We start from the raw sequence: 21,736 nt of genomic DNA on the forward strand, positions 1-21,736 counted from the left end.
AGTAATCGACGTTGAGTCCGAAGGTTCTACGTAACGCATTACGATCATGAAAAGATGTGCACGGAACAACGAGTTAAGGGAGGACCGAAAATTCGGGCCTCCGGGGGGTAGCCGCGGGGGCACGCTCGACTCCGCCGCCCGACGCGCTACATGTCGCACATAGTCTGGATGGGTGGGTCACGGGAGATTGCTGCAGAAAATCGGTCAATTGTTCGGTGTCGGCGTCATTGCCGGCGTACTCGTCGCCGCGCTCGCACTGCCCGCCCTCGGCGGGGTCGGTTTCACCGCGCGCAACGTCGCGACCAGCTTTCTCAACATGCCGAGTGAACTGGAGACGCCGCCACCGCCGGAACGATCAATCATCTACGACAGGGACGGCGAGGTCATCGCCGAGATCTATGACAAAAACCGGGAACTGGTGGCGCTGGAGGACATAGCTCCGGTGATGCAGGACGCCATCATCGCTATCGAGGACAGCCGATTCTACGAGCACGGCGGCATCGACCTCACGGGCACCTTCCGCGCCGCCATCCGCACAATCAACGGAAACACCGAGGGCGGCTCCTCGATCACCCAGCAATACGTCAAGAACATCCTGGTCGAAAGCGCCGACTCCCAAGAGGCGCTAGAGGAAGCACGGGAGACAACCCTCGCCCGCAAGGTGCGCGAACTGCGCTACGCCGTCACCATCGAACAGCGCATGAGCAAGGACGAGATCCTGGAGGGCTACCTCAACATCGCCTACTTCGGCGACGGCGCCTACGGTGCCGAGTCGGCCGCACGGCACTTCTTCGACATCGGCGCCGAGGAACTGAACCTGGAGCAGGCGGCGACGCTGGCCGGCCTGGTCCGCTACCCCTACTCTTACAACCCGCGCCTCAACCCCGAGACCGCCAAGGCCCGTCGCAACGTGGTGCTGGACCGCATGGTCGACACCGGCGCCATCACCGCCAAGGAGGCCGAGGAGGCCAAGGCCACCGACCTCAACCTCGATCTCAACGCCCCCAGCAACGGATGCATGCCCAGCGAGCAGCCGTTCTTCTGCGACTACGTGGTGCGCGAGATCGAAGGCAACCCCCGCTACGGCGAAACCGAGACCGAGCGCGCCCGCTGGCTGCGCACGGCCGGGCTGGCGATCCACACCACGCTCGACGCCGACATGCAACAGGCGGCCCAAGACGCAGTCGACGAGTACGTGCCGCGCAAGAACGAGTCGCGCAAGGTCGCCGCTGAGGTGCTGGTCGAGCCCGGTACTGGCCAGATCCGGGCCATGGCCCAAAGCCGCAACTACGGGCCCGACGAATCCAACCTGGGCGAGACCTCGATCAACTTCACCACCGACGCCGACGACGGCGGCAGCACCGGTTTCCAATCCGGATCGACGTTCAAGCCGTTCACGGCCGCTGCCGCGCTCGACGAGGGGCTACCGTTCAGCACCTCCTTCGACTCGCCCAGCAGCACCACCATCACCGGCCAGAAGAACTGTGACGGCCAGCCGCTGGAGCCCTGGCCGGTGAGCAACGCCGGTGACAACTCCTCAGGCCACCTCAACATGATCGAGGGCACCAAGGGGTCGGTGAACACCTACTTCGCGCAGCTACAGAAGAAGGTGGGGCTGTGCGACGTGATCAAGATGGCCGAAAAGCTAGGGGTGCACCGCGCCGACGGCGAGTCGTTCGACCGGCCCCAGACGCAGGCCAACAACTCCTTCACCCTCGGCAGCGAGGAGGTCTCGCCGCTGACGATGGCCACCGCCTACGCGACCTTCGCCTCGGGCGGGATCTTCTGCGAGCCGCAGGCCATCACCGAGATCGTCGACGAGCAGTCCGACGACACCATCAAGGTGGAGAAGTCCTGCGAGCGGCGGATCTCCGAGGAGGTCGCCCACGGGGTGAGCTACCTGCTACAGCAGACCTTTGACGGCGGCACGACCTACGGCCTAGAGATCGGCCGTCCGGCGGCGGCCAAGACGGGAACCACCGACAACTCGGCCAGCGCGTGGTTCGCGGGCTACACCCCCAACCTCGCCGCCACGGTGTTCGTCGGAGACCCGCGCGGCCCCCAGCAGCACCCGCTGCGGCGGGTGACCCTGGCCGGCAGGTACTACCCCATCGTCTACGGGGCCACCATCCCCGGCCCCATCTGGCAGCAGACGATGCGCGAGGCGGTCAAGGAGCTTGAGGTCGAGGAATTCCCGAGCGCACCCGGTAAGTTCACCGTCTCCGAGCCCGAACCCCCGCGGCCGGACAACAGCGCGGAGGAGCCCGACCAGGAGCCCGATATCGCCACCGTGCCCGACGTCGTGGGCCAGAGCCCCGACGCCGCCGTCAGCACGCTGGAGGCGGCCGGCTACCAGGTCAACCTCTCGAACAATCCGATCCGCTCGACCGAACCGGCGGGCAACGTCGCGGCGGTCAACCCCAACCCCGGCACCGAACTCCCCACCGGGGCGGCGGTCAACGTGTTCCTGAGCAACGGCGAGGGCGGCTCCGACGACGGCATCCCCACACTGCCCGTGGACGAGGCCACAGAGCTGCCGACCCTCTTCGAGTGGCCGCCGGCGCGCCAGGAGTGACCCGAGACGGGCAACGCGGCGTATGGTGCCGACGAGCATGAAGAGGCGGGTGACCACAACGGTCACCCGCCCTCAGTCGTCGGGTCGGCCGGGAATCGGCCAAAGCGCCGCTCAGGCGCTGAGCTGCCTACGGACCTCCGCAGCCACCCTGGCGCCCTCAGCACGACCCCCCACCTTGGGGGTGAGGGACTTCATGACGGTGCCCATGCCCTTGATGTCGCTGACCCCGGCTTCGGCGATCGCGGCGGCCACCAGATCGGTCAACTCGGCGTCGGAGAGCTGAGCCGGCAGGTAGTCGGCAAGAACTTCACTCTCGGCGCGCTCCTCGGCCGCCTGGTCGGGACGCCCGCCCTTATCGAAGGCTTCGGCGGCCTCACGGCGCTTCTTCGCCTCGCGGGTGAGCAGGGTGATGATCTCGTCGTCGCTGAGCTCGCGGGCTGCCTCACCGGCGGTCTCCTCGGTGCTGATCGCGCTCAACACCATTCGCAGACTCCTGGTCCGCACCTCGTCGCGGGCCTTGAGCGCGGCGGTGAGGTCGGACTGAAGGCGGGACTTGAGTTCGGCCATAGAAAGATCATATGATGCGCCCTCCGTTGGCAGAACCGGTTTTTCCGGCGCCGAGTCAGCGTGCTTACGGTCGCGGGTCCCCTGTCCAGCGCTGTCATAGCGGCCCACCCGCCCACGCTCCCTCCACGATCGGCGGTAGGGAGCGGCTGAACTGGGAATGTTCACAGACAGCCCCGGCAATGGATGTATACGCTACGTAATCAACAGCCGCGAGCACAGCATCGCGACCACACGGCTAGCGGCGTTTCGGTCACCACCCAATGAGGCGGGGACAGATCCTGGTTTTGGACAGCCACCGGCCCGGCACCGGGTCGTGGAGCCACCGAGAAACATGGAGTTACCACAGTGGGGAAAGCGTGGCGCACCGCTTCGCGCACGGCCGCGATCGCGGGAGTGCTCGGGGTGGCCGGCATCGGATACGCCTCCGTCATCGAACGCAACTGGTTCCGGCTGCGGCACTACGAGCTACCGCTGCTGCCGGCGCGGAGCCGGCGACTGCGGCTGCTGCATATCTCCGACGCGCACCTGACACCGGGACGGCGAGCGCTCATCACCTGGATTCGCGGCCTCTCCGCCTACGAGCCCGACGTGGTCATCAACACCGGTGACTCGCTGTCCCACCCCCAAGCGGTCGCCCCGTTCATCGACGCGCTCGGCCCGCTGCTGGACCTGCCGGGGGCGTTCGTCTACGGCTCCAACGACCTGTTCTCCCCGGAGCTGAAGAACCCGGCACGCTACCTATGGCGCAGCAGCAAGGCCGACTACAGCAAGCGCACCACCCCGGATCTGCCCTGGCGCGATCTGGGGGCGGCGATGGCCTCGGCCGGGTGGCTGGACCTCAACAACCACCGCGGGGAGCTCAAGGCGGGCTCGCTGAGCCTGGCGCTGGCCGGAGTGCACGACTCCCACATCGGGCTCGACCGCTACGACGCGGTCGCCGGCCCTGCTGACCCGAGCGCCGACGTGCGCATAGGTGTGCTGCACTCTCCCGAGCCGCGCAACCTCGACCGGTTCGCCGCCGACGGCTACGAGCTGCTGCTGGCCGGCCACACCCACGGCGGGCAGTTGTGCCTGCCGATCTACGGCACGCTGGTGACCAACTGCGGTATCGACCGCCGCCGCGCGTGGGGGTTGAGCCGCTACGCCGGCTCGTGGCTGCACGTCTCGGGCGGGCTGGGCACCTCCCCGACCGCGCCCGTGCGCTTCTGCTGCCGCCCCGAGGCGAGCCTGCTCGATCTCGTCCCAGCCGGCTAACCATCTGTGGTGTGCGAAGTGCCCCGGCTGTCCGTTAGACTAAATTCCGCTGCTGCGGGGTGTAGCGCAGTTTGGCAGCGCGCTTCGTTCGGGACGAAGAGGTCGTGGGTTCAAATCCCGCCACCCCGACCAGGTCAGAACGGGTGTACCCCCTCTCTGCGAGGGGGCGGGCACCGGTTTTGGGAGAATTTTGGGAGGCGATCTTGGTCGTCTCCCTTTTTTCGTGCTCACCCGTCTCCGGCCCGTGCGTCATGCCTGCGTCAGCCCGCACCACCCGCGTGGGACGGGGAGGCACGTCAGACTCGACCACCTTCCCCCTGGGGGCACCCCATCGGTGCCTGCTTTGCGCTCCTCCACCAGCAGGGGCTTTTCTGGCTCGGAAACCCCCTAGAACCAATCTCCGCACGTGTGACTCCAACCTGCTCCCAACCATGCGCTGAGGCGTTGGTCGGCACACAACGACGCGGCGTGAGGCATGAAAGCGACGCTACGAGTGACCGGCGTCTCAAAGCCCCCGCCTCGTAGGTGAATTCCAACGGTCGTTGCAACACGTGTGGTCAGTCGACGGTCTCGACGCGCTCGGCCGATCCGAGTCCGGGCTCACCCATGCCACTCCGGTTCTCGGTCTTCGAGCAGGACGAGGACCGATTACTCGACCGTGACGGTAAGCGGTTCGGAGAGGGACCACACGTCCTCGATGAGCACAGAGGTGATCTCGGTGCCTTCGGGGACGTCGACGGGGACCTCGCCGCTGACCTCGTTGCCGGGGTTGATCTGTTCCAAAAACAGCTCGGACTCGCCCAGTGTGGTCTGGCTGGAGTACTCCTTGCCGTCGGCATCGAGCAGTTTGACCGCCGAGAAGTCGAAGCTGGTCGCCTCGTCACCGGTGTTGCGCACCGTCAGGCTAACGACTTTGAACTCGCCCTGGGCGGTCTCTTCAGAAAACTCGTCGCCGTAGGTGGCGGTGGTCTCGATCCCGGTGACGGTGACCGTCCAGTCGCCGACGGTGCCGGCTTCGCCCATGGTGACTGTGTTGCCCGCCTCCTCACTGCGGCCGCCGCCGTCGGCCGGGCCGCTGTCCCCGCTATCGCCGCCGCTAAGCACGGCTATAAAGGCGACGGCGACGATGAGGATGACGACGGCGAGACCACCACAGCCCAAACACCCCCACAGCCACCAATTCTTCTTCTGGGGCTGTTGCGGTTGTGCGGGCTGCCGGGCATGGGCCATGAGGAAAAACTCCGCCTACCAGGATATTGAAGGAAACGCAACCCTGGCAAGCGGGGGCGGCCAAGGGTGGACCGTGGTCAGCCTGTCGCAGTGCGTGGCTGCCTAGCGGCGGGAAGAGACCTCAGGTGGGCAAGGGGCAAGAGGACACGTCCCGGACGGGGCGCGGCAGGGGCGGAGAGACAACCGCGCCGTGCGTAGCCGTACCGGAGCATGCCAGGAGGTGCATCAGCCCGCGCGACGGTCCCCGCCCTCCAGGTCTTCGCAGCACTGGCGATACTGGCGAAACGACCAGCCGGACCAGCGGTCGATGGCGGCGAGGATCACGGGGCCCTCGGGTGGGTCAGCGTGGTACTGCGGGTAGCGCTCGCGCAGCCGCGCGAGTGCGTGGTCGCGTTCGGTGCCTGCGTGGACGATCCGGGCCGTGCCGTCGGCGCGCGCCCACCAGAGCTGTTGCCAGTCGTCGCTGTAGTGGTCGACGAGCAAACACACGTTCGGGTTGGCCTCGATGTTGGCCAGCCGCTTGAGGTTCTTCGTGCGCTTAGGCTTGGTGTCGATGGCGACGGCGATCGTGTCGCCGATCACGGCGAAGGTGACCGGCACGAGGTGAGGCTGTCCCGTCTCGGTGACCGTCGCCAGGCGGGCGACGCGGCTCCCAGCGAAGGCGTCTCGCGTCTGCTCGGGTGTCCAACGCATGCCCGGCTCCTACCCGGCCTGTGCGCATCGATGTCGAACGCGGGCGGCGGTGGCGCAGCGCGCCGCACGCGGTGGTCCGGACGGCCTCGCCTTTCGATGGCCGCACTCACCAGGGGTCACCTCGGGGCGGCGCCCCTCCCCGTCTCCCTGTGGTACCTCTTCCCTCGCGGGTGTGCTCCAGCGAGCCACGAGGCTCCGAAGGAGCTGTGCCGCCGGTCCGCCGGCAGCGAATCGGGGTGTCGCGGTCAGGGCCTCCAGGACGGGTCGCGGCCACTGAAGCCCAGGGCGCGGTCGAACAGGGGCGCGTCGTCGGCGACATCGACGACCGGGCCGAACAAGCCTTTGCGGGCCTTGGGGTCGTCGGGCACCTGTGAAGCGAAAGCGAAGGATGCCTCGGCGCTGGCGGGGTCGCACTCGTAGGACTGTCCGGTGGCGCGCGCCAGATCCCATCCGTGGACCACCAGCTCGTTCACGGCGACCACCCCCGCCTCGTGAGCGGGCAGTTCCACCCCGCCGGCGACGGTGGTGCCCTCCCACGCCGCCGGCTCGCGCCAGGCGGCTACGAGTGCGTCGAGCCGGTACGCCAGCAGCTCGCGCCAGTCAGCGGGCAGGTTGGCCGCCGTGGGTTCGGGGGGCGGGCCGGTCTCGGGCGAGGCCGACTTCTCGGCGGCGTGGCGGAAAGCGAGCGTGAGCGCCACGACATGGTCGAGCAGATCACCCACGGAGGTTCCCTCGCACGGGGTGGGGTCGGCGAGCTGGCTGTCGGCGATGCCGCTCACCACCGCCTGCATCCGGCGAACCGCGGGTTCGAGGTCCAGTGGCTGGCTCACGGTGACCGCTCCTTACGCACATCTTCGTCGGCTGTCGGCCAGGACAGCCTAGGAGTCGGCTACGACAAAACTCGGTGCGCCGAGCCCTTTGGGGGCGACGTGCCATGGGAAGACGCGGATCACATCGGGGCGGCTCCGGCAGCGCCCACCGAGAGCGAGCGTGAGGGAACCGGCCTGCCGTGGGGGCGTCTGTGCAGGGGACCGGCCCCGTTGACTCCGGGCATGCGACGGCGGCGAAGGGCCCCGGCCTCACGGCGGCTACCGGAGATCAAAAACAGGTATCGACTCGAAAAAACAAATAATTCCGGATATCCCACCGGTTGACGCGGTGACAATTCGTGAATATCGGCACCAGTCACCCTCCCTTCTTAACAACAGAAAGAAGATTCGGTCGGGCCACTTTCTTGCAGTCCCCTTCAAAGCAATAAGGTTTTCCCCGGTTCGGGGGAGCCGTTGACACGAACTGGAGAAAGAACATGGCAGCAACAAGGACTGGTGTATTCGCGCTAATTGGGGCCTTGGCGTTACTGGCGGGGTGCGGCATGTCACCCGATTCGATTTCCCCGGGCGCCGCCTCCAGCGATAAGGCGTCGGACACCGCGGGGAACGCGGGGAGTGACGCAGCTGGTGACAGCGTTTCGGAGGGAGCGGCGGCAGCCGAGCAGGAGCCCGAGGCAGTGGAGAGCGCACCCGCCGGTGAGGCCACTTCCCCGTCCGAGACGGCCAGCGCAGTCGATGACGCCAGCCCAACCGCCAAGGCATCTGCGGACGAGGACGCCGCCGACGCGGCGAGCGCGGAACCGGCTGAGGAGACGGCCGGTACCCGCGAGGTCTATGTCCAGATCTTCCAGGACGGCGGGGAGAACTACGACACGCAGCGCCCCGTGCGCTTCTCCCTCACCGAATTCGAGACCTTCAACGACCTGAACTGGAGCCATTGGGGGCCGGACTCGGCCACGGGGCAGGGCAACCTCTCCGGAACCTGGTGCATGCCCAAGTGCCTGGACCGCCCCTACCCTGCGACGCTGACCATCACCGACCCCGTCAAGGTCGGCGACACGTGGTACTTCAGCCGTTACGACATCAGCAACGTGGCCGACCCACCCGCCGACCTCTCCGCCTCGGAGCGCACCACCATCGAGAACAGTGGTGGGCCGCTCGAATACGCGGTCCCGGCACGGCCCTGACCGGGTTGGCCTGTGCCCTGGCCCCCAGCCGAAGTGGTCGGCACGTCGCCCTCCGCCGTCGTGAGCGTGACGTGCGAGGGCAGGCGCGCACCCGCCGGTGCGTTTGTTCGCCGTGGCGAGCTAACGCGCCGGCGGGTCCGATCCGTTCAAGACCGGGATCGGCTACCGGCCTACTGTTGCGGGTATGGCACCTTTTTGCAGCATGATCGGCATCGTCACAGCCGACATGGCGACATCGCTGGCGTTCTACCGCCACCTGGGACTCGACATCGCGGCCTCGGCGGACACCCAACCCCACGTCGAGGTGGAGCTCCCGGGCGGGATGCGCCTGGCCTGGGACACCGTCGAGACCATCCGCTCCTTCAACCCCGGGTGGACGCCACCGCGCGGCGACCCCGGCATCGCTCTCGCCTTCGCCTGCGACAGTCCCGATGAGGTGGACCGGGTGTACGCCGACCTCGTCCATGCCGGATACACCGGCCGCCACGAGCCGTGGGACGCATTCTGGGGGCAGCGCTACGCGGTGATTCTCGACCCTGACGGCAACGGGATCGACCTGTTCGCGGCGTTGCCGGCTATGGCGTGAGGACGCTCAGCGGCACTCCCGTCAGGGACCGCACCTCGCGGGCCAAGTGGGGCTGGTCGGCATAACCGGCCTCGGCGGCGACGGTGGCCGGCGGGATGCCCGCACGGCTCATGGCCAACGCCCGGTTCATCCGCAGGATGCGCGCCAGGGTCTTGGGGCCATAGCCGAGAGCGGCCAGACAGCGCCGATACAGGTGACGTTCGCCCATGCCGACCGCTGCCGCCGTGGCGGCCACGGTGGCGCCCGCCCGAAGCCGGTCGACAGCGGCCAGGATCGCGGGATCGGGTGGCTCGACGCGGCGAAGCCGCCCAAACGCGATCTCCTCCAGGGCAACGCCGCGTCGCGGCGCCGCCGCGACGTGCTCGGTGAGGCGCCGCACCCGGCCGGCGGGCCACAGGTGTGCCAGCCCAACCCGCTGGTCGCGCAGCTCGTGGGCGGCCACTCCCAGGATGGTGGGGCCGGTACCGGGGGCGAACCGCAGCCCGACATAGTCACGGCCCGGCCGCCACGCCGTCAGGTGGGCCGTGGTGTCGGGGCCGGCGACCATAAGCGCGTCGTCGGCCCAGATCAGGTCCATGCAGCCGTCGGGCAGCACCCGCGCGGCGCTGACCTGGGCCGTGTCGGCCGTGGCGCGCCATACTGCCGCACCAGCCATGCGCGAGGCTCGTTCTCGGTACACCCTTCCAGTGTCACCTCCCGTCGCGGCGCTCGTCGCGGTGGCCCGGTCGAGCCCGGGGCTAGCCCGGCTTGATGTTGTGGTTGAAATGGAACACGTTCTCGGGGTCGTAGCGGGCCTTCACCGCTGCCAGGCGCGCGTAGTTGTCCGCCCCGAACCCGGCGATAACCCGCGCCTCGCCTTCGTCTCCAATGAAGTTGAGGTAGACCGCGCCGAACGACCACGGCTGCATGTCGGCGCGGATGCGGTGCACCCACCTGCGAGCCGCGTCGTCGTCGGTGGGGTCTTCCCACATCGCCAGCGGGTGGACCACCCACGGCGACCCCCGCCACGGGAGGGGGTAGTCGGTGGCGGCGCGAGCGACCGCTCCCCCCATGGGCAGCAGGGCATCCTGGGTGGGCGAGGGCACCAGCATGTCCTCAGCGGTGGCGCAGTAGCGGTCCACAGCCTCATCGGGCAGGGACGCGATGTGCTCGGCGGTCCAGTAGTTGCGGTAACTGGGTGGGTCGTCAAGCATGCACTGTAGGTCGGCATAGGGCAGTTCCGCGATCATCTCGCCCTCGGGGGCGAGGTCACGCAGCGGCTGTATGACTTCCCGCGCCTCCTCCTCGGGACCGGTGTAGGTGACCAGCATGCCCAGCGCGAGCGCGCCGACCAGGCGCTCGGGCATGAACTCCTCAGCTAGACCGGTGTGGTAGAGAATCCCTCCACCGATATCGTCGGGGGCGGTGTCGATGAAGTCCCGGTAGGCGCGGGTCACCTCCCGGCCCCGTTCCGGGGGCCAGATCAACATGGCCGCGGTCACCGCGGGAAGCTCGTGGAGCGCGAAGGTGAGCGAGGTGGCTACCCCGAAGTTGCCGCCCCCGCCGTGCAGCGCCCAGAACAACTCCGGGTTCTCATGTTCGCTGGCGCGCACGAGCTCACCGTCGGCGGTCACCAATTCCACCGAAAGCAGATTGTCGCAGGCCAGGCCAAATTTGCGGTCGAGCCAGCCCGTTCCGCCGCCCAGTGTGAAGCCCGCGACGCCGGTGGTGGAGACGCGACCGCCGGTGGTCATCAGGTGGTAGGGCTGGGTCCCCCGGTCGAGGTCGCTCATCGTGGCGCCGCCGCCCACACGGGCCGTGTACGTGTCGAGGTCGACACTCACCTGGTTCATCCGTCGCAGGTCGATGACGAGGCCGTCTTGGACCAGCGCTGTGCCCGCCACCCCGTGCCCGCCACCGCGTACCGCGATCTGGAGCCCCTGGTCACGAGCGAAACCAATGGCCTTGACCACGTCTTGGGTTGTCTCGCATTGGGCGATGACCGCGGGACGCCGATCGATCATCGCGTTGAAGATCCCTCGGGCCTGGTGGTAAGCGGGATCTTCGGGCAGCAGCACAGTGCCGGTGAAGGAGCTGCTCAGCTCGGCGCGTGCCCGCGCGTTGCGGTCCCCAGAGGCGGTGTGTGGGCCGGAACCGGTTCTGATGTCGGTCATGAAGATCTCCCCCGTCCCTCGTTCGATATGTGGGGACCCGGTTTCCTCACGTGTTATATCGAAGAAGAGCCTTCCCCCATCGTTGCTCCGGAATCGGGGCGCGAATATCTATGGCAATCCACAAAAAGTCAAACATATTAATACGTCGGCATCGCTGGTTACAGCTCACATAAAATCCAGGTCATGACACAGCAGGCGTGGGAAAGCCTCCCCAAATAGAGGCACAGCAGCGGCTGAAATTAGTCGGCCGGTGCAACCGGTGCCGCTCTCGAAAACGGGGCAGGATCATGTTCACGAGGGCAGGCAACGACGCCAGGGAGGGGTTCGTGATGAGTGGTCATTTCGACGTGGTCGTGCTGGGCGCCGGCCCCGGCGGGTACGTCGCGGCGATCCGCGCCGCCCAACTGGGGTTGCAAACGGCGGTGGTGGAGGAACAGTACTGGGGCGGGGTGTGTCTGAACGTGGGGTGTATCCCGTCGAAGGCGCTGCTGCGCAACGCCGAACTCGCCTACATCTTCCACAACGAGGCGGCCACCTTCGGCATCGAGACCGAGGGCGAGGTCACCTTCGACTACGGCGCGGCCTACAAGCGCAGCCGCACGGTGGCCGACGGCCGGGTCAAGGGCGTGCACTACCTCATGCGCAAGAACGGGATCACCGAGCTCGACGGGCGGGGCGTCTTCGTCGACGACCACACCATGGAGGTGGCGCTGTCCTCAGGCGAGACCACGCGGATCAGTTTCGACAACGCCATCGTGGCCACGGGCGCCTCGACGATCACCCTGCCGGGCACCTCGATATCGGAGCGGGTCGTCACCTACGAGGAGCAGATCCTCACCGACCAACTACCGCAGAGCATCATCATCGTAGGTGCCGGCGCGGTGGGCATCGAGTTCGCCTACATCCTGCGCAACTACGGCGTGGACGTGACGGTCGTGGAGTTCCTGGACCGGCTCGTACCCACCGAGGACGCCGAGGTGTCCGCGGAACTGGCCAAGCACTACCGCAGGCTCGGCGTCACGGCGCACACCTCGACCAAGGTCGAGGCGATCGAGGAGCCCGACAGCGCCGACGCCCCGGTGCGGGTGACGGTGTCGACCCAGGATGGCCAGCGCCAGCTCCTAACGGCCGACAAGGTACTCCAGGCCATCGGGTTCCGCCCCAATGTGGCCGGGATCGGGTTGGAAAGCGCCGGCGTGAAGCTGACCGAGGGCCGCGCCGTCGACATCGACGGTCGAGGGCGTACCAGCGCGCCACACATCTTCGCCATCGGTGACGTCACCGCCAAGCTGATGCTGGCCCACACCGCCGAGGCCATGGGCATCATCGCGGCCGAGACGATCGCCGGCGCCGAGACGCAGGAAGTGGATTACCGGATGATCCCGCGCGCCACCTACTGCCAGCCGCAGATCGCCAGCTTCGGCTACACCGAGGAGGAGGCGCGCACGGCCGGCTTTGACGTGCGCGTGGCCAAGTTCCCGCTCATGGCTAACGGCAAGGCCCACGGACTGGGCGACACGCGTGGCTTCGTGAAGGTGCTCAGCGACGCCAGCTATGGGGAGCTGCTCGGGGCGCATCTGATCGGCCCGGAGGTGACCGAGCTGCTGCCCGAGCTGACCCTGGCCCAGCAGTGGGACCTCACCGTCTACGAGGTGGCCCGCAACGTGCACGCCCACCCGTCGCTGAGTGAGGCGGTCAAGGAAGCGGTGCACGGCCTGGCCGACCACATGATCAACCTTTGACGTGGCCGGCGCGACGCAGCGGCCGGCCGGTTTGTTACCGGCGCAGGAGGCGTGCAGACGGGGCGGCGGGGAGCAAGGCCGACCAGGGGGTGACGAACAGCGGCGAAGACTGGCGATGGGTAGGGGTTCGGGTATCGGTGCTGGCTCCTGGGGGGCAGCGGTAACGGAAGGGCGGCGAAGGCCGGCGGTGGCCGGGCAGGCTCCGAGTCGGTGCTGCTGGCTGGGGTGGGGTGGTGCCGCGAGGCGGCGAGGGCAAGCGGTTGGCAGAGGGAGCCTGGGAGCGGTACTGCCGGCTGGGGCTGGCGACGAGGGGCAGCGAGGGCGGGCGGTGGGTGGGGGTTCAGGTATCAGCGCTGTGCACTGGGGCTCCCGGCGGTAATGCAGGGAAGCGAGGGTGGGTGGTGGGGCATGGCCGCTGCGATGGGTGGGGGCGGCGGTTTTCGTGGTCCGAGATCGTCGTTGGGCGATCCTGGGGGCGATTTTGGCAACGCCAAGCGCAGTCACCGGCCACGTGGCGCCCGTTTTGGTGGACTATGTCGGTTTACCCCCAGGGGAGAATATTGATTCTCGAACGAGTGTCTCGCTCGTTGGACGTTTGCACCGCCACTGCGGAGCACTATGGGTGCTTTGTCGCTTTTAGGGGGCGGTTGTGACGTGTTCGCACGCTCAGTGGCGCGCTACCCCCAGCGCTGGGCGCACCCCCTACATCCACCGTCTCATTCAGTGAGACACAGGCCGCTGTGTCCCTCCTCGCCCAAGCACCGCCGCACACGACAAGCCACCCCACTCACCGCCGGCCCTTCGCCGCCTCGCGTCGCCGACCCCAGCCCCAGCCAGCAGCATCGCTCCCAGGCCCCTTCTGCCCACCATCCGTCCTCGCTGCTTCGCCTCGCCACCCTTTGCCCTAGCCAGCAGCACCGACACGCAGCCCCCTGGCCAACCCTTGCCCTCGCCGCTCTCCATTACTGCCGGTAGCCGCAGTGCACAGCGCCGATATCCGGGCCCCTACCCACCACCTGTCCTCGCTGCCTTCGTCACCCACCCCGCCCCCGCGTACCAGCACCGCTTTGATGCCTGCTCCACCTCGGCCGCCCTCGCTGCTCCTCGTTACCGACAGCCACCCCACCCCGCCGGAGCCGACAGTCACCCCTGCCCACCACCCGTCCTCGCTGCCCTGCCTCGCCTACCCGGCCCTTGAGCCGTGGCGACGGCCTACGAGCCCATCGTGGCTAACCGGTAGTACGGGAACCGGGAGAACCGGTGGAGCTCTTGCGTTGGCCCGCCTCGACGGCGCGGCGGCGCAGTTCGGCGGTGCTGGGCATCGTCGCCCGCCGGCCGGGGCCGAACCGTACACTGGCCCGCTCGGGGCGCTCGCGGGGGACAGCGCCGCGCAGTGCGAGGTCGAGCGCTTCGGCGAGGTGGACCGCACGCCGCCCCACGCCCGCGTGGTCGATCTGGGTACGGCAACTGAAGCCGTCAGCGAGCACGAACGCCCCGCTGTCGGCACCGCGGACCGCGGGCAGCAGGCCGTCCTCGGCGCAGGCCATCGACACCGAGAAGTGGTCGCGTTCAAACCCGAAGTTGCCGGCGAGACCACAACAGCCCACGTCGAGCACGTGGGGTGCGGCACCGGCGCGGCGCAGCAACTCCTGGTCGGCGTCGTAGCCCATGATCGCGTGGTGGTGGCAGTGGGGTTGGGCCAGCACGGTGTTGCCGATCGCGGGCGGCTGCCACTGGGCGGCGTGGCTGTTGAGGAACTCGGCCAGGGTGAAGGTGGTGTCGCGCAGCCGCGCCACGTCGGGGTCGTCGGGGAACAGCTCGGGGGCGTCGGAGCGGAACACCGCGGCGCACGAGGGTTCCAGCCCGATCACGGGGATACCGGCGCGCAGGTCCTCGCGCAGGGCGGCCACGGTCTGCTGGAGGACGCGCCGCGCGAGGCTGAGCTGGCCGGTGGAGATCCACGTGAGGCCGCAGCACAGGGTGCGGCGCGGCACGCGCACGCGGAACCCGGCCGCCTCCAAGACACGCACGGCGGCGGCCCCGACGCCGGGTTGGAAATTGTCGGTGAAGGTGTCGGGCCACAGGATGACCTCGCCGCGCTCACCCGCCTGGCTCGTCTCGTTCGCGGTGCGGGCGGTGCGACGGCGGAAGGCGTCGCGGAACCGCACCGGCGCGAACTCGGGGATGGGCCGTTCCGGGGCGATACCGGCGAGCCGCTTGGCTATGGCGGCTATGGACGGTCGGCCGGTGAGGGTGTTGACCACGCCTGGAGCCAGTGACGCCGCGCGCGCCAGCGCCGGCAACCAGCCCATGGAATAGTGCGCGGCGGGGCGCAGCCGCCCTTCGTAGTGGTGGGCGAGGAACTCGGCTTTGTACGTGGCCATGTCCACGTTGACGGGGCAGTCGCTCTTGCAGCCTTTGCAGGCCAGGCACAGGTCGAGGGCGTCACCGACCTCGGTGGAGCGCCACCCGTCGGTGATGGCCTGGCCGTCGACCATCTCGAACAGCAGCCGGGCACGGCCGCGCGTGGAATGCTCCTCCTCGCGGGTGACGCGGTAGCTCGGGCACATCACACCGCCGGAGTCGTGGCGGCACTTGCCCACACCGACACAGCGCAGCGCAGCGTGGGAGAAGTCGCCCTCGTCGTCGGGGTAGGCGAAGAACGTGGCGGGCTGGGCGGGGGCGTGCTCGGGGCCGAACCGCAGGTTGTCGTCGAGGCGGTAGGGGGAGGTGCCGTCGGGGCGTACGAGCTTGCCGGGGTTCATGCGGTCGTCTGGGTCGAAGACGCGCTTGAACGCGGCGAAGGCCGCCATCAGTTCGTCGCCGAACATCTTGGGCCACAGTTCGGCGCGGGACTGGCCGTCGCCGTGCTCTCCGGAGAACGAGCCCCGGTAGGAGACGACGAGGTCGGCGGCGCGCTCGACGAACTCCCGGTAGCGTTCGACGCCGTCGTGCGACGACAACTCGAAGGGGATGCGGGTGTGCAGGCAGCCGTGGCCGAAGTGGCCGTAGAAGGCGGCCCGCTGCGCGTAGCCGAACTCGGTGAGGAGCGCGTGCAGGTCACGCAGGTACTCGCCGAAGCGTTCCGGGGCGACCGCGGAGTCCTCCCACCCCTCCCACGTGTCGCGCTCGCCGGGCACGAGGGCGGTGGCGCCCAGGGCGGACTCGCGAAGCTTCCACAGGTCGTCGTTGTTTCGGGGGTTGTCGTAGTAGCGCACGGTCGGGGCGTGCTCAGAGGCGCTGATCTCGTCGACGAAGCGTTGGGCGCGCTCGCGCACCGCGGCTCGGGTCTCGCCGCCGAACTGGACCATGAGCCAGCCGGCTCCTTCGGGCAGCAGCTTGCGCGCCTCGGGGTTGAGGCGTTTGCGGCGCTGGTAGTCGATGAGCTTGTCGTCGACGCCCTCGATGGCGAGCGGCTCGTAGGCGGCGATACCGGCGGCGGCGTCGCCGGCGGCGAAAATGTCACGGTAGCCCAAGACGACGACGTCGCGGGCGGGGGGCTCGGGCACTAGCCGTACTTTGGCGCGCAAGATGGTGGCCAGGGTGCCTTCGGAGCCGACGAGGGCGCGGGCGAGGTCGAACCCGTTCTGGGGCAGCAGGGAGTCGAGGTTGTAGCCGGAGACGCGGCGGGGAATGTCGGGGAAGCGCCGTTCGATGGCGCGGGCGTGGCGGTCGCTCAGCGCGCGCAGCCGCCGGTAGATGTCGGCGCGGCGGCCCCCTTGGGCGAGGATGTCCTCGTAGTCGGCCTCGGATGTGGCGCCCACCCACATGCGGCAGCCGTCGTAGGTGAGGATTTCGAGGCTGACCACGTTGTCCGCGGCTTTGCCGTAGGCCTGCGAGGTGGAGCCGCAGGAGTCGTTGCCCAGCATCCCGCCGATGGTGCAGCGGTCATGGGTGGAGGGTTTGGGGCCGAAGATGAGGCCGCCTTCGGCGCGGGTGCGCTCGTTGAGGTTGTCGAGGACGACGCCGGGTTCGACGATGGCGGTGCGCTCGTCGACGTCGACGCTAAGGACACGGTCGCAGTACTTGGACCAGTCGATGACGACGGCGACGTTGCAGCACTGGCCGGCCAGGCTGGTGCCGCCGCCGCGCGACAGCAAGGGGGCGTCGTGTTCTCGGGCGACCGTGGCGGCTTCGGCGCCGGCCTCCACTGAGCGTGGCACGACCACGCAGATGGGCACCTGCCGGTAGGTGGCACCGGAGGCAGCGTAGGCGGCACGGGAGCCGTTGTCGAAGCGCACCTCGCCGTCGACCCGCTCGGTCAGGGCGCGCTGGAGCGCGGCGGTGTCGACGGTGGTGCTCGGGTGCTGCTCCGCTGCGGCCGGCAGGTCCAGGCTCACGTCGGCGCCTCCTCTCGTCGGTTCTGGGAAACGGCCCCGTGGGGGCGTCGCCGCGGCTGGACGCGGTCTCGTGGGGCGACACGGTGGGCTTGCACCACCTTGGCTAACCCCTCACGTTGGGGGACAAACCTCCCCTCGGGTGGCCGCGGAGCCGGTTCAGCCGTCCCGGGGGCGGGCGGAAGTGTCGGAAGGGCGGGGGCGAGGTGGTGGGGTCGTTGGGCTGGCCGGTGGGGCGGGGCGCCGGTCTGCTGCGGGCACCGCTCGACCGGAGGCCGCGAGCCGTCCTCCCGCGACATCCGGTCAAGCGGAGTGCTCCTCTCCGTGGCGGGGAGGAGCGTTGGGGCCGCGCGCCCGCCCACCGGCGCTGGCGCAACAGCCGTGGTGAAGGCCCGACGTGGTTCGCCGGGTCCAGAGCGGGCGGGTGCGGGAGAGCCCACAGCTTCCGCAGCCGCACCCCCTCCCACCGCTTGCCCAACCGACCGGCGTTTCACTCCTGTTGCCGGCGCCCCGATACGGACACCGGGCAGACCATCGGGAAATGCGTGGTTCCACACCCGTAAGCACGGTTTTCGGTAAGGCAGATGGGACGCTAGGTGCCACTCCGATACGTCGGAGTCGCCGAGGCTGCCACCTGTGTCCCAGCGGGACGGCGACATGTCGACATCTCGATAGGCGCGGGCTCGCATCGGCGGGCTTTGGCCCCGCGAGGGCTTGAGAGCCGGGCCTGTTCCTGGCCGGGAAGACACCCCGCCGCATGCTGGTTGGAACCACGTTGGGGATATCTCACGGACGCTGGCGGGCGGCGCCTGCAAGCTGGTAGCAAAGATCCGGCCGCTGGAGGCTCCCGGCGGCGCGCGGGGAACGGAGGGACCATGGGCGCGGGTGACGGCGACGGGTGGGTGATCCTGCCCGACGGTTCGCGGCGGTGGGGCCGCTATGGGGCGTCCGGGCTGCTGCTGCACACGCGAGACCACGCCGGCACTGAGCATGTGCTACTGCAACGGCGGGCACTGTGGAGTCACCAGGGCGGCACCTGGGGCATGCCGGGCGGTGCCCGCGACAGCGGCGAGACATCGGTGGGCACGGCGCTGCGGGAGTTCGGTGAGGAGGTGCACGGCGTCGCGGGCGTGCTCGACCACGCGGTGCTGGGGGGTATCCACCGGCAAGACCACACGGTGTGGTCTTACGACACCGTGCTGGCGCGGCTGCCCGAGTTGTGGGAGTTCTCTCCCGGCAACGCCGAAAGCATCGAAATCCGCTGGACGCCGCTGGACGATGTTTTGGAGCTCCAGCTCCTGCCGGCGCTACGAGAGATCTGGCCGGAACTGCGGGCGGCACTGGCACGGCGTCTGGTGATCGTCGTCGATGCCGCCAACACGATCGGGCACCGGCCCGACGGCTGGTGGCACGACCGGCTGGCGGCCACCGGGCGGCTACGCGATCTGCTGGCGCTGCTGCCTCAGCATGGGCTGGCAGACGCGGATATCCCCGAGGGGGTGGCGCTGCCCCCGTTGTATCGGTGGCTGCCCTCGGTTGTGCTCGTCACAGAGGGCGCCGCGCGTGGGGTGGAGCCGACCCGCGGCGTGGAGGTGGTGGCCGCCCCTGGGTCGGGCGACGACACCATCGTGGGGGTCACCGCGGAGCACGCGCGGGAGACGTGTGCTGTGGTGGTCACCGCCGATCGTGAGCTGGCGGCACGCTGCCATGCCGTGGGGGCGCACGTGGCGTCGCCGAGTTGGCTGCTGCGGATGGCCGAGGCCCGCGCGTCGGCACCGCTGCCGTGACGACGGCCTCTGGCCCGAGGGTACGGGGAACTCGTCGCCCCCCAGTTTTGGCCAGACCCCAACCGAGTTGTGACCGCGAACTTATCGGGCCGCCCACCGTTGTGGTGCCGTGGTGGCAGCGGGCACTTTCCAGCGAGACCATACGTTGTCCGGATGTAGTGCCCACGAGTCCGGTGCCTCAGGATGCGACATGGGAAAACGTTACTTCGGGGGAAAGTCAGGGGCGTGCCCTGAGGTAAATCGGCCAGACGAAGGGCATTGTGGAGAGTGAGCGGCTGGACGATCCAGCCATGCACCGCTCACCGACGCAAGGAGCTGACATGACGCTGGAGCGCGGAAACGCTTTCACTCCTGTCGCCTCGGCGACGATGATCTGGCCCACAGGGATCGCAACGGGCGCAGGCGCCGTCGCCGGCGCACTATCCTTCCTCATGTCACTGGGTGATCTCTCCATCGCCGGCCCGCTGACGACGGCGATATTCTTCTTCTCCCTCGTGGGCGGCGCAGTGGCGCTGCTGGGGAAGAAGGGCGATCCGCGGGCACGGCGCTGGGCCTACCAGTACCCCTGGCGGTTCGCCGGCCCTCCGGCGGTTCTGGCTGGTGTGGGGGTCGCCGTGGTAACGCTGTTCGCTGGCGGACCGTTCGCAGCGATCTTCGCGGGACTCAGTTCCGCGGCGGTTCTCTGGGTGATCCTCGGCATCATCGGTATGGTCGCTGGGAACAAGTCCTAACCGGCCAGTAGCCGGCGTCAAACCGCACCGGACAACGGGGGAACGACCAGCGCTCTATGTCGACCGAAGCTCGTCAAAAAATGATCGAGCGTGTCCGAGGACTACTCCGCATGGCGGAGGACCCCTCGGTCACGGACGCGGAAAGCCAGGCGTTCACCGCCAAGGCCGCAGAACTGATGACCCGCCACGCCATCGCCGAAGCGGAGGCGCGGGCACAACGGGGCGAGGAGGCCGAGTCCGTCACCCGACTGGACTTCCCCGTCTCAGGGGTGGGCGGCCACGGCAAGGCGCGGGTGAAGGCTCTCGCGTCGATCGCCTCAGCCTACGGATGCCAGTCCGCGGTCCGGGGGAACACCTCGGCCAACACCGATCGGACCCTCATCATCGTCGGCACGATGACGGCGCTGGACTCGCTGCGGGTGCTGTTGCCGTCGATCAGCATGCAAATGGAGGCCTCAGCACGGTACTCGGCGCGCGAGCACGTCGCGAACCTGCGGGAGTTGCGCAACTACGACCGTTCGACGCTGGCGACCGAACGCAGCCGTTACTACCGTTCCTTTGTGCGTGCTTACGGCTATGCGGTGGCCGAGCGCATCCGCGAGTTCCGCGCGCGGCTGCGGGAGGAGCCCGAGTCCGGGGAGAACGGCGAGACCGGCGATGGCAGCAACGGCACCGAGGGGCAGAGCAGCCGGGGTGCGGAACTGGTGCTGCGCGAGGATGTCGACCGGGTCTATGAAGAGTTTGAGCGCCGCTTCCCCAAGCTGCGGCCCACTCGCCCGGAACGCACCCACCATCGGGCGGGGTACCGGGCCGGTTACGTTCGGGGACGACGCGCCCGCATCGGTACGGAGACCGCGGTGGGCGGCAACGAGACCGCCTCGCTCAGCGAGGGTGAGTGATCGGGTTCTCTCCCAGAGCGGCCGGTGCCGCGGCGGCGGAAGGTGGACTCGCTAAGGACTGAGCGGGGCCGGCCGCGCACCGATGTGGCCGTTTTCCGGTCACCTCGGGGCGGTTTAGAAGTATGTCCGTTATCGGGGCGTTGTCGGCGTCGAACAGCGAAATGTGCCCCAATACGCTCCTGCGGCAGGGAGGTTTCTTCCACAGGGGCGCAGTCAGCCTGTGGATAACTCCGGGATTCTTGGGGAAGGTCAACAAGCGGCCAATTTTCCTTGTGGATAAACCACAGTTCGTGGCCACATCCGGCCAAGCTGCATGATGGGGTAGCGCTGCCCAGCGCACGCCCTCTCACTATGGGACCGAATCCCCCGCCTTCTCCATCGCCATCCCCTGAGCGGGCCTTTCCGCCGAAGTGCGCGCGACGGTGACATCCCAGCGGCGTGCGACCCCGTCCAAAGAATTCCTGTGTTGGCAGTGACGTACCCCACTCCATGCGGGAACCTGGATAGTGAACGCTGTCGCCACTGCCAGCGTGCCCCGCAGGCAAGGAGGACCGGATGTCCACGGCCGCGCTCCTGAAGGCATTCGAGCACTACAAAACAGCTTTGCTGACCACATACCAACGCGACGGGACAACGTCGGTGGACACACCGGTCCGCATCGTCATCGACGGTGACCGGGTGCTCTTCAGCACGTGGCAGGACTCCGCCAAAGCGCGACGACTGCATGGGTACCCCGTCGCCGACCTGCGTCCCTGCACCTCCAAAGGCCACCCCACCGGCAGCCCGATCCGTGGCCAGGTCCACCTCCTCGAAGGCGCCGAGGCGCAGCGAGCCAGTCGACTGTTGAGCCGGCGCCACCCCGTGCTCCAAGGGTGGGGCGTTCCGCTGTCACACCGGCTGCTGCGCTACGAGGCCCTCCACTACGAGTTGCGCCCCTTCGACGAAGGCGCGATCGAAAGCGCCGAAGGCTGGCCGGACTAGGTTGGTGTCTTTTGGACGGGCGGCGAGGCCAGGCGGTGGGCGCACGCGGGTGAGCGCCTCCGCTGTCGCCCCACGGGCTGGCGGGAACGCGCAGCGAGCGAGGCACGAGCGAACAAAGAACACCCCCACGGCCTTCTACGCCCCAGCCGCTCGACAACAGGACCGAGCCACGGAAGCCGGCCCC

Annotated in this window: 16 protein-coding genes and 1 tRNA gene; 10 read left to right on the forward strand and 7 right to left on the reverse strand. The window is 68.5% G+C overall.

Annotated elements, in window-relative coordinates:
- Positions 1-187: 187 nt before the first annotated feature.
- Entirely contained in the window at positions 188-2,575 is a 2,388-nt protein-coding gene (locus tag ABD848_RS08925) for a penicillin-binding protein (RefSeq protein WP_344969522.1), read from the forward strand.
- A 111-nt stretch (positions 2,576-2,686) separates the two neighbouring features.
- Here ABD848_RS08925 and ABD848_RS08930 read toward each other — a convergent pair whose 3' ends face one another.
- Complete coding sequence (locus ABD848_RS08930; protein WP_344969524.1) at positions 2,687-3,142, reverse strand: GatB/YqeY domain-containing protein; 456 nt, start codon at positions 3,140-3,142, stop codon at positions 2,687-2,689.
- A 345-nt stretch (positions 3,143-3,487) separates the two neighbouring features.
- Here ABD848_RS08930 and ABD848_RS08935 point away from each other — a divergent pair, with 345 nt between their 5' ends.
- Complete coding sequence (locus ABD848_RS08935) at positions 3,488-4,396, forward strand: metallophosphoesterase (protein ID WP_344969527.1); 909 nt, start codon at positions 3,488-3,490, stop codon at positions 4,394-4,396.
- Positions 4,397-4,451: 55 nt separating this feature from the next.
- Positions 4,452-4,528, forward strand: a tRNA-Pro gene (locus ABD848_RS08940).
- 516 nt (positions 4,529-5,044) lie between these two features.
- On the opposite strand, the gene ABD848_RS08945 is transcribed toward ABD848_RS08940, so the two are convergent.
- The 3 genes from ABD848_RS08945 to ABD848_RS08955 form a co-directional block, all read right to left on the reverse strand.
- Positions 5,045-5,626 (reverse strand): DUF4352 domain-containing protein, encoded by a 582-nt coding sequence (locus ABD848_RS08945; protein WP_344969530.1) that lies wholly within the window; start codon positions 5,624-5,626, stop codon positions 5,045-5,047.
- A gap of 225 nt (positions 5,627-5,851) precedes the next feature.
- Positions 5,852-6,319 carry a TIGR03668 family PPOX class F420-dependent oxidoreductase gene (locus tag ABD848_RS08950; RefSeq protein WP_344969533.1) on the reverse strand — a complete coding sequence of 156 codons (468 nt, stop codon included), beginning with the start codon at positions 6,317-6,319 and terminating at the stop codon, positions 5,852-5,854.
- A gap of 245 nt (positions 6,320-6,564) precedes the next feature.
- Complete coding sequence (locus ABD848_RS08955; protein WP_344969535.1) at positions 6,565-7,149, reverse strand: TIGR03086 family metal-binding protein; 585 nt, start codon at positions 7,147-7,149, stop codon at positions 6,565-6,567.
- Positions 7,150-7,826: 677 nt separating this feature from the next.
- On the opposite strand from ABD848_RS08955, the gene ABD848_RS08960 reads away from it, so the two are divergent.
- Together ABD848_RS08960 and ABD848_RS08965 are read left to right on the forward strand one after the other, a co-directional pair.
- Entirely contained in the window at positions 7,827-8,336 is a 510-nt protein-coding gene (locus ABD848_RS08960) for a hypothetical protein (protein WP_344969538.1), read from the forward strand.
- 184 nt (positions 8,337-8,520) lie between these two features.
- Entirely contained in the window at positions 8,521-8,922 is a 402-nt protein-coding gene (locus ABD848_RS08965; protein WP_344969541.1) for a VOC family protein, read from the forward strand.
- Here ABD848_RS08965 and ABD848_RS08970 read toward each other — a convergent pair.
- Together ABD848_RS08970 and ABD848_RS08975 are read right to left on the reverse strand one after the other, a co-directional pair.
- Positions 8,912-9,577 carry a helix-turn-helix domain-containing protein gene (locus ABD848_RS08970; protein ID WP_344969544.1) on the reverse strand — a complete coding sequence of 222 codons (666 nt, stop codon included), beginning with the start codon at positions 9,575-9,577 and terminating at the stop codon, positions 8,912-8,914. The genes ABD848_RS08965 and ABD848_RS08970 overlap by 11 nt on opposite strands.
- Positions 9,578-9,659: 82 nt before the next feature.
- The gene (locus ABD848_RS08975; protein WP_344969548.1) at positions 9,660-11,075 is read right to left on the reverse strand and encodes an FAD-binding oxidoreductase; all 1,416 of its coding nucleotides are present in this window, start codon (positions 11,073-11,075) and stop codon (positions 9,660-9,662) included.
- A gap of 329 nt (positions 11,076-11,404) precedes the next feature.
- Here ABD848_RS08975 and lpdA point away from each other — a divergent pair, with 329 nt between their 5' ends.
- A complete protein-coding gene (gene lpdA, locus ABD848_RS08980; RefSeq protein ID WP_425567475.1) occupies positions 11,405-12,817 on the forward strand; it encodes a dihydrolipoyl dehydrogenase in 1,413 nt (470 codons plus the stop codon).
- Positions 12,818-14,046: 1,229 nt separating this feature from the next.
- Here the strand turns inward: lpdA and ABD848_RS08985 are convergent.
- Positions 14,047-17,157 (reverse strand): FAD-binding and (Fe-S)-binding domain-containing protein, encoded by a 3,111-nt coding sequence (locus ABD848_RS08985; protein WP_344969556.1) that lies wholly within the window; start codon positions 17,155-17,157, stop codon positions 14,047-14,049.
- An 872-nt stretch (positions 17,158-18,029) separates the two neighbouring features.
- On the opposite strand from ABD848_RS08985, the gene ABD848_RS08990 reads away from it, so the two are divergent.
- The 4 genes from ABD848_RS08990 to ABD848_RS09005 all read left to right on the forward strand — a co-directional run bounded on the left by ABD848_RS08990 (position 18,030) and on the right by ABD848_RS09005 (position 21,552).
- Entirely contained in the window at positions 18,030-18,941 is a 912-nt protein-coding gene (locus ABD848_RS08990; protein ID WP_344969560.1) for an NUDIX domain-containing protein, read from the forward strand.
- Positions 18,942-19,261: 320 nt separating this feature from the next.
- Positions 19,262-19,672 (forward strand): hypothetical protein, encoded by a 411-nt coding sequence (locus ABD848_RS08995; protein WP_344969564.1) that lies wholly within the window; start codon positions 19,262-19,264, stop codon positions 19,670-19,672.
- A gap of 80 nt (positions 19,673-19,752) precedes the next feature.
- Positions 19,753-20,571, forward strand: a complete 819-nt coding sequence (locus ABD848_RS09000) for a DUF2786 domain-containing protein (RefSeq protein ID WP_425567476.1) — start codon at positions 19,753-19,755, stop codon at positions 20,569-20,571.
- Positions 20,572-21,126: 555 nt separating this feature from the next.
- Positions 21,127-21,552 (forward strand): PPOX class F420-dependent oxidoreductase, encoded by a 426-nt coding sequence (locus ABD848_RS09005; protein ID WP_344969569.1) that lies wholly within the window; start codon positions 21,127-21,129, stop codon positions 21,550-21,552.
- Positions 21,553-21,736: the final 184 nt, after the last annotated feature.

The sequence above is a fragment of the Salinactinospora qingdaonensis genome (assembly GCF_039539445.1).
GTDB classification, from domain to species: domain Bacteria; phylum Actinomycetota; class Actinomycetes; order Streptosporangiales; family Streptosporangiaceae; genus Salinactinospora; species Salinactinospora qingdaonensis.

Bases quoted from the DNA above. Each gene is read 5' to 3' on its own strand.
- ABD848_RS08945 (WP_344969530.1), bottom strand. From the start codon at position 5,626: ATGGCCCATGCCCGGCAGCCCGCACAACCGCAACAGCCCCAGAAGAAG.
- ABD848_RS08965 (WP_344969541.1), top strand. From the start codon at position 8,521: ATGGCACCTTTTTGCAGCATGATCGGCATCGTCACAGCCGACATGGCG.
- ABD848_RS08995 (WP_344969564.1), top strand. From the start codon at position 19,262: ATGACGCTGGAGCGCGGAAACGCTTTCACTCCTGTCGCCTCGGCGACG.
- ABD848_RS08970 (WP_344969544.1), bottom strand. From the start codon at position 9,577: ATGGCTGGTGCGGCAGTATGGCGCGCCACGGCCGACACGGCCCAGGTC.
- lpdA (WP_425567475.1), top strand. From the start codon at position 11,405: ATGAGTGGTCATTTCGACGTGGTCGTGCTGGGCGCCGGCCCCGGCGGG.
- ABD848_RS08930 (WP_344969524.1), bottom strand. From the start codon at position 3,142: ATGGCCGAACTCAAGTCCCGCCTTCAGTCCGACCTCACCGCCGCGCTC.
- ABD848_RS08975 (WP_344969548.1), bottom strand. From the start codon at position 11,075: ATGACCGACATCAGAACCGGTTCCGGCCCACACACCGCCTCTGGGGAC.
- ABD848_RS09000 (WP_425567476.1), top strand. From the start codon at position 19,753: ATGATCGAGCGTGTCCGAGGACTACTCCGCATGGCGGAGGACCCCTCG.
- ABD848_RS08990 (WP_344969560.1), top strand. From the start codon at position 18,030: ATGGGCGCGGGTGACGGCGACGGGTGGGTGATCCTGCCCGACGGTTCG.
- ABD848_RS08950 (WP_344969533.1), bottom strand. From the start codon at position 6,319: ATGCGTTGGACACCCGAGCAGACGCGAGACGCCTTCGCTGGGAGCCGC.
- ABD848_RS09005 (WP_344969569.1), top strand. From the start codon at position 21,127: ATGTCCACGGCCGCGCTCCTGAAGGCATTCGAGCACTACAAAACAGCT.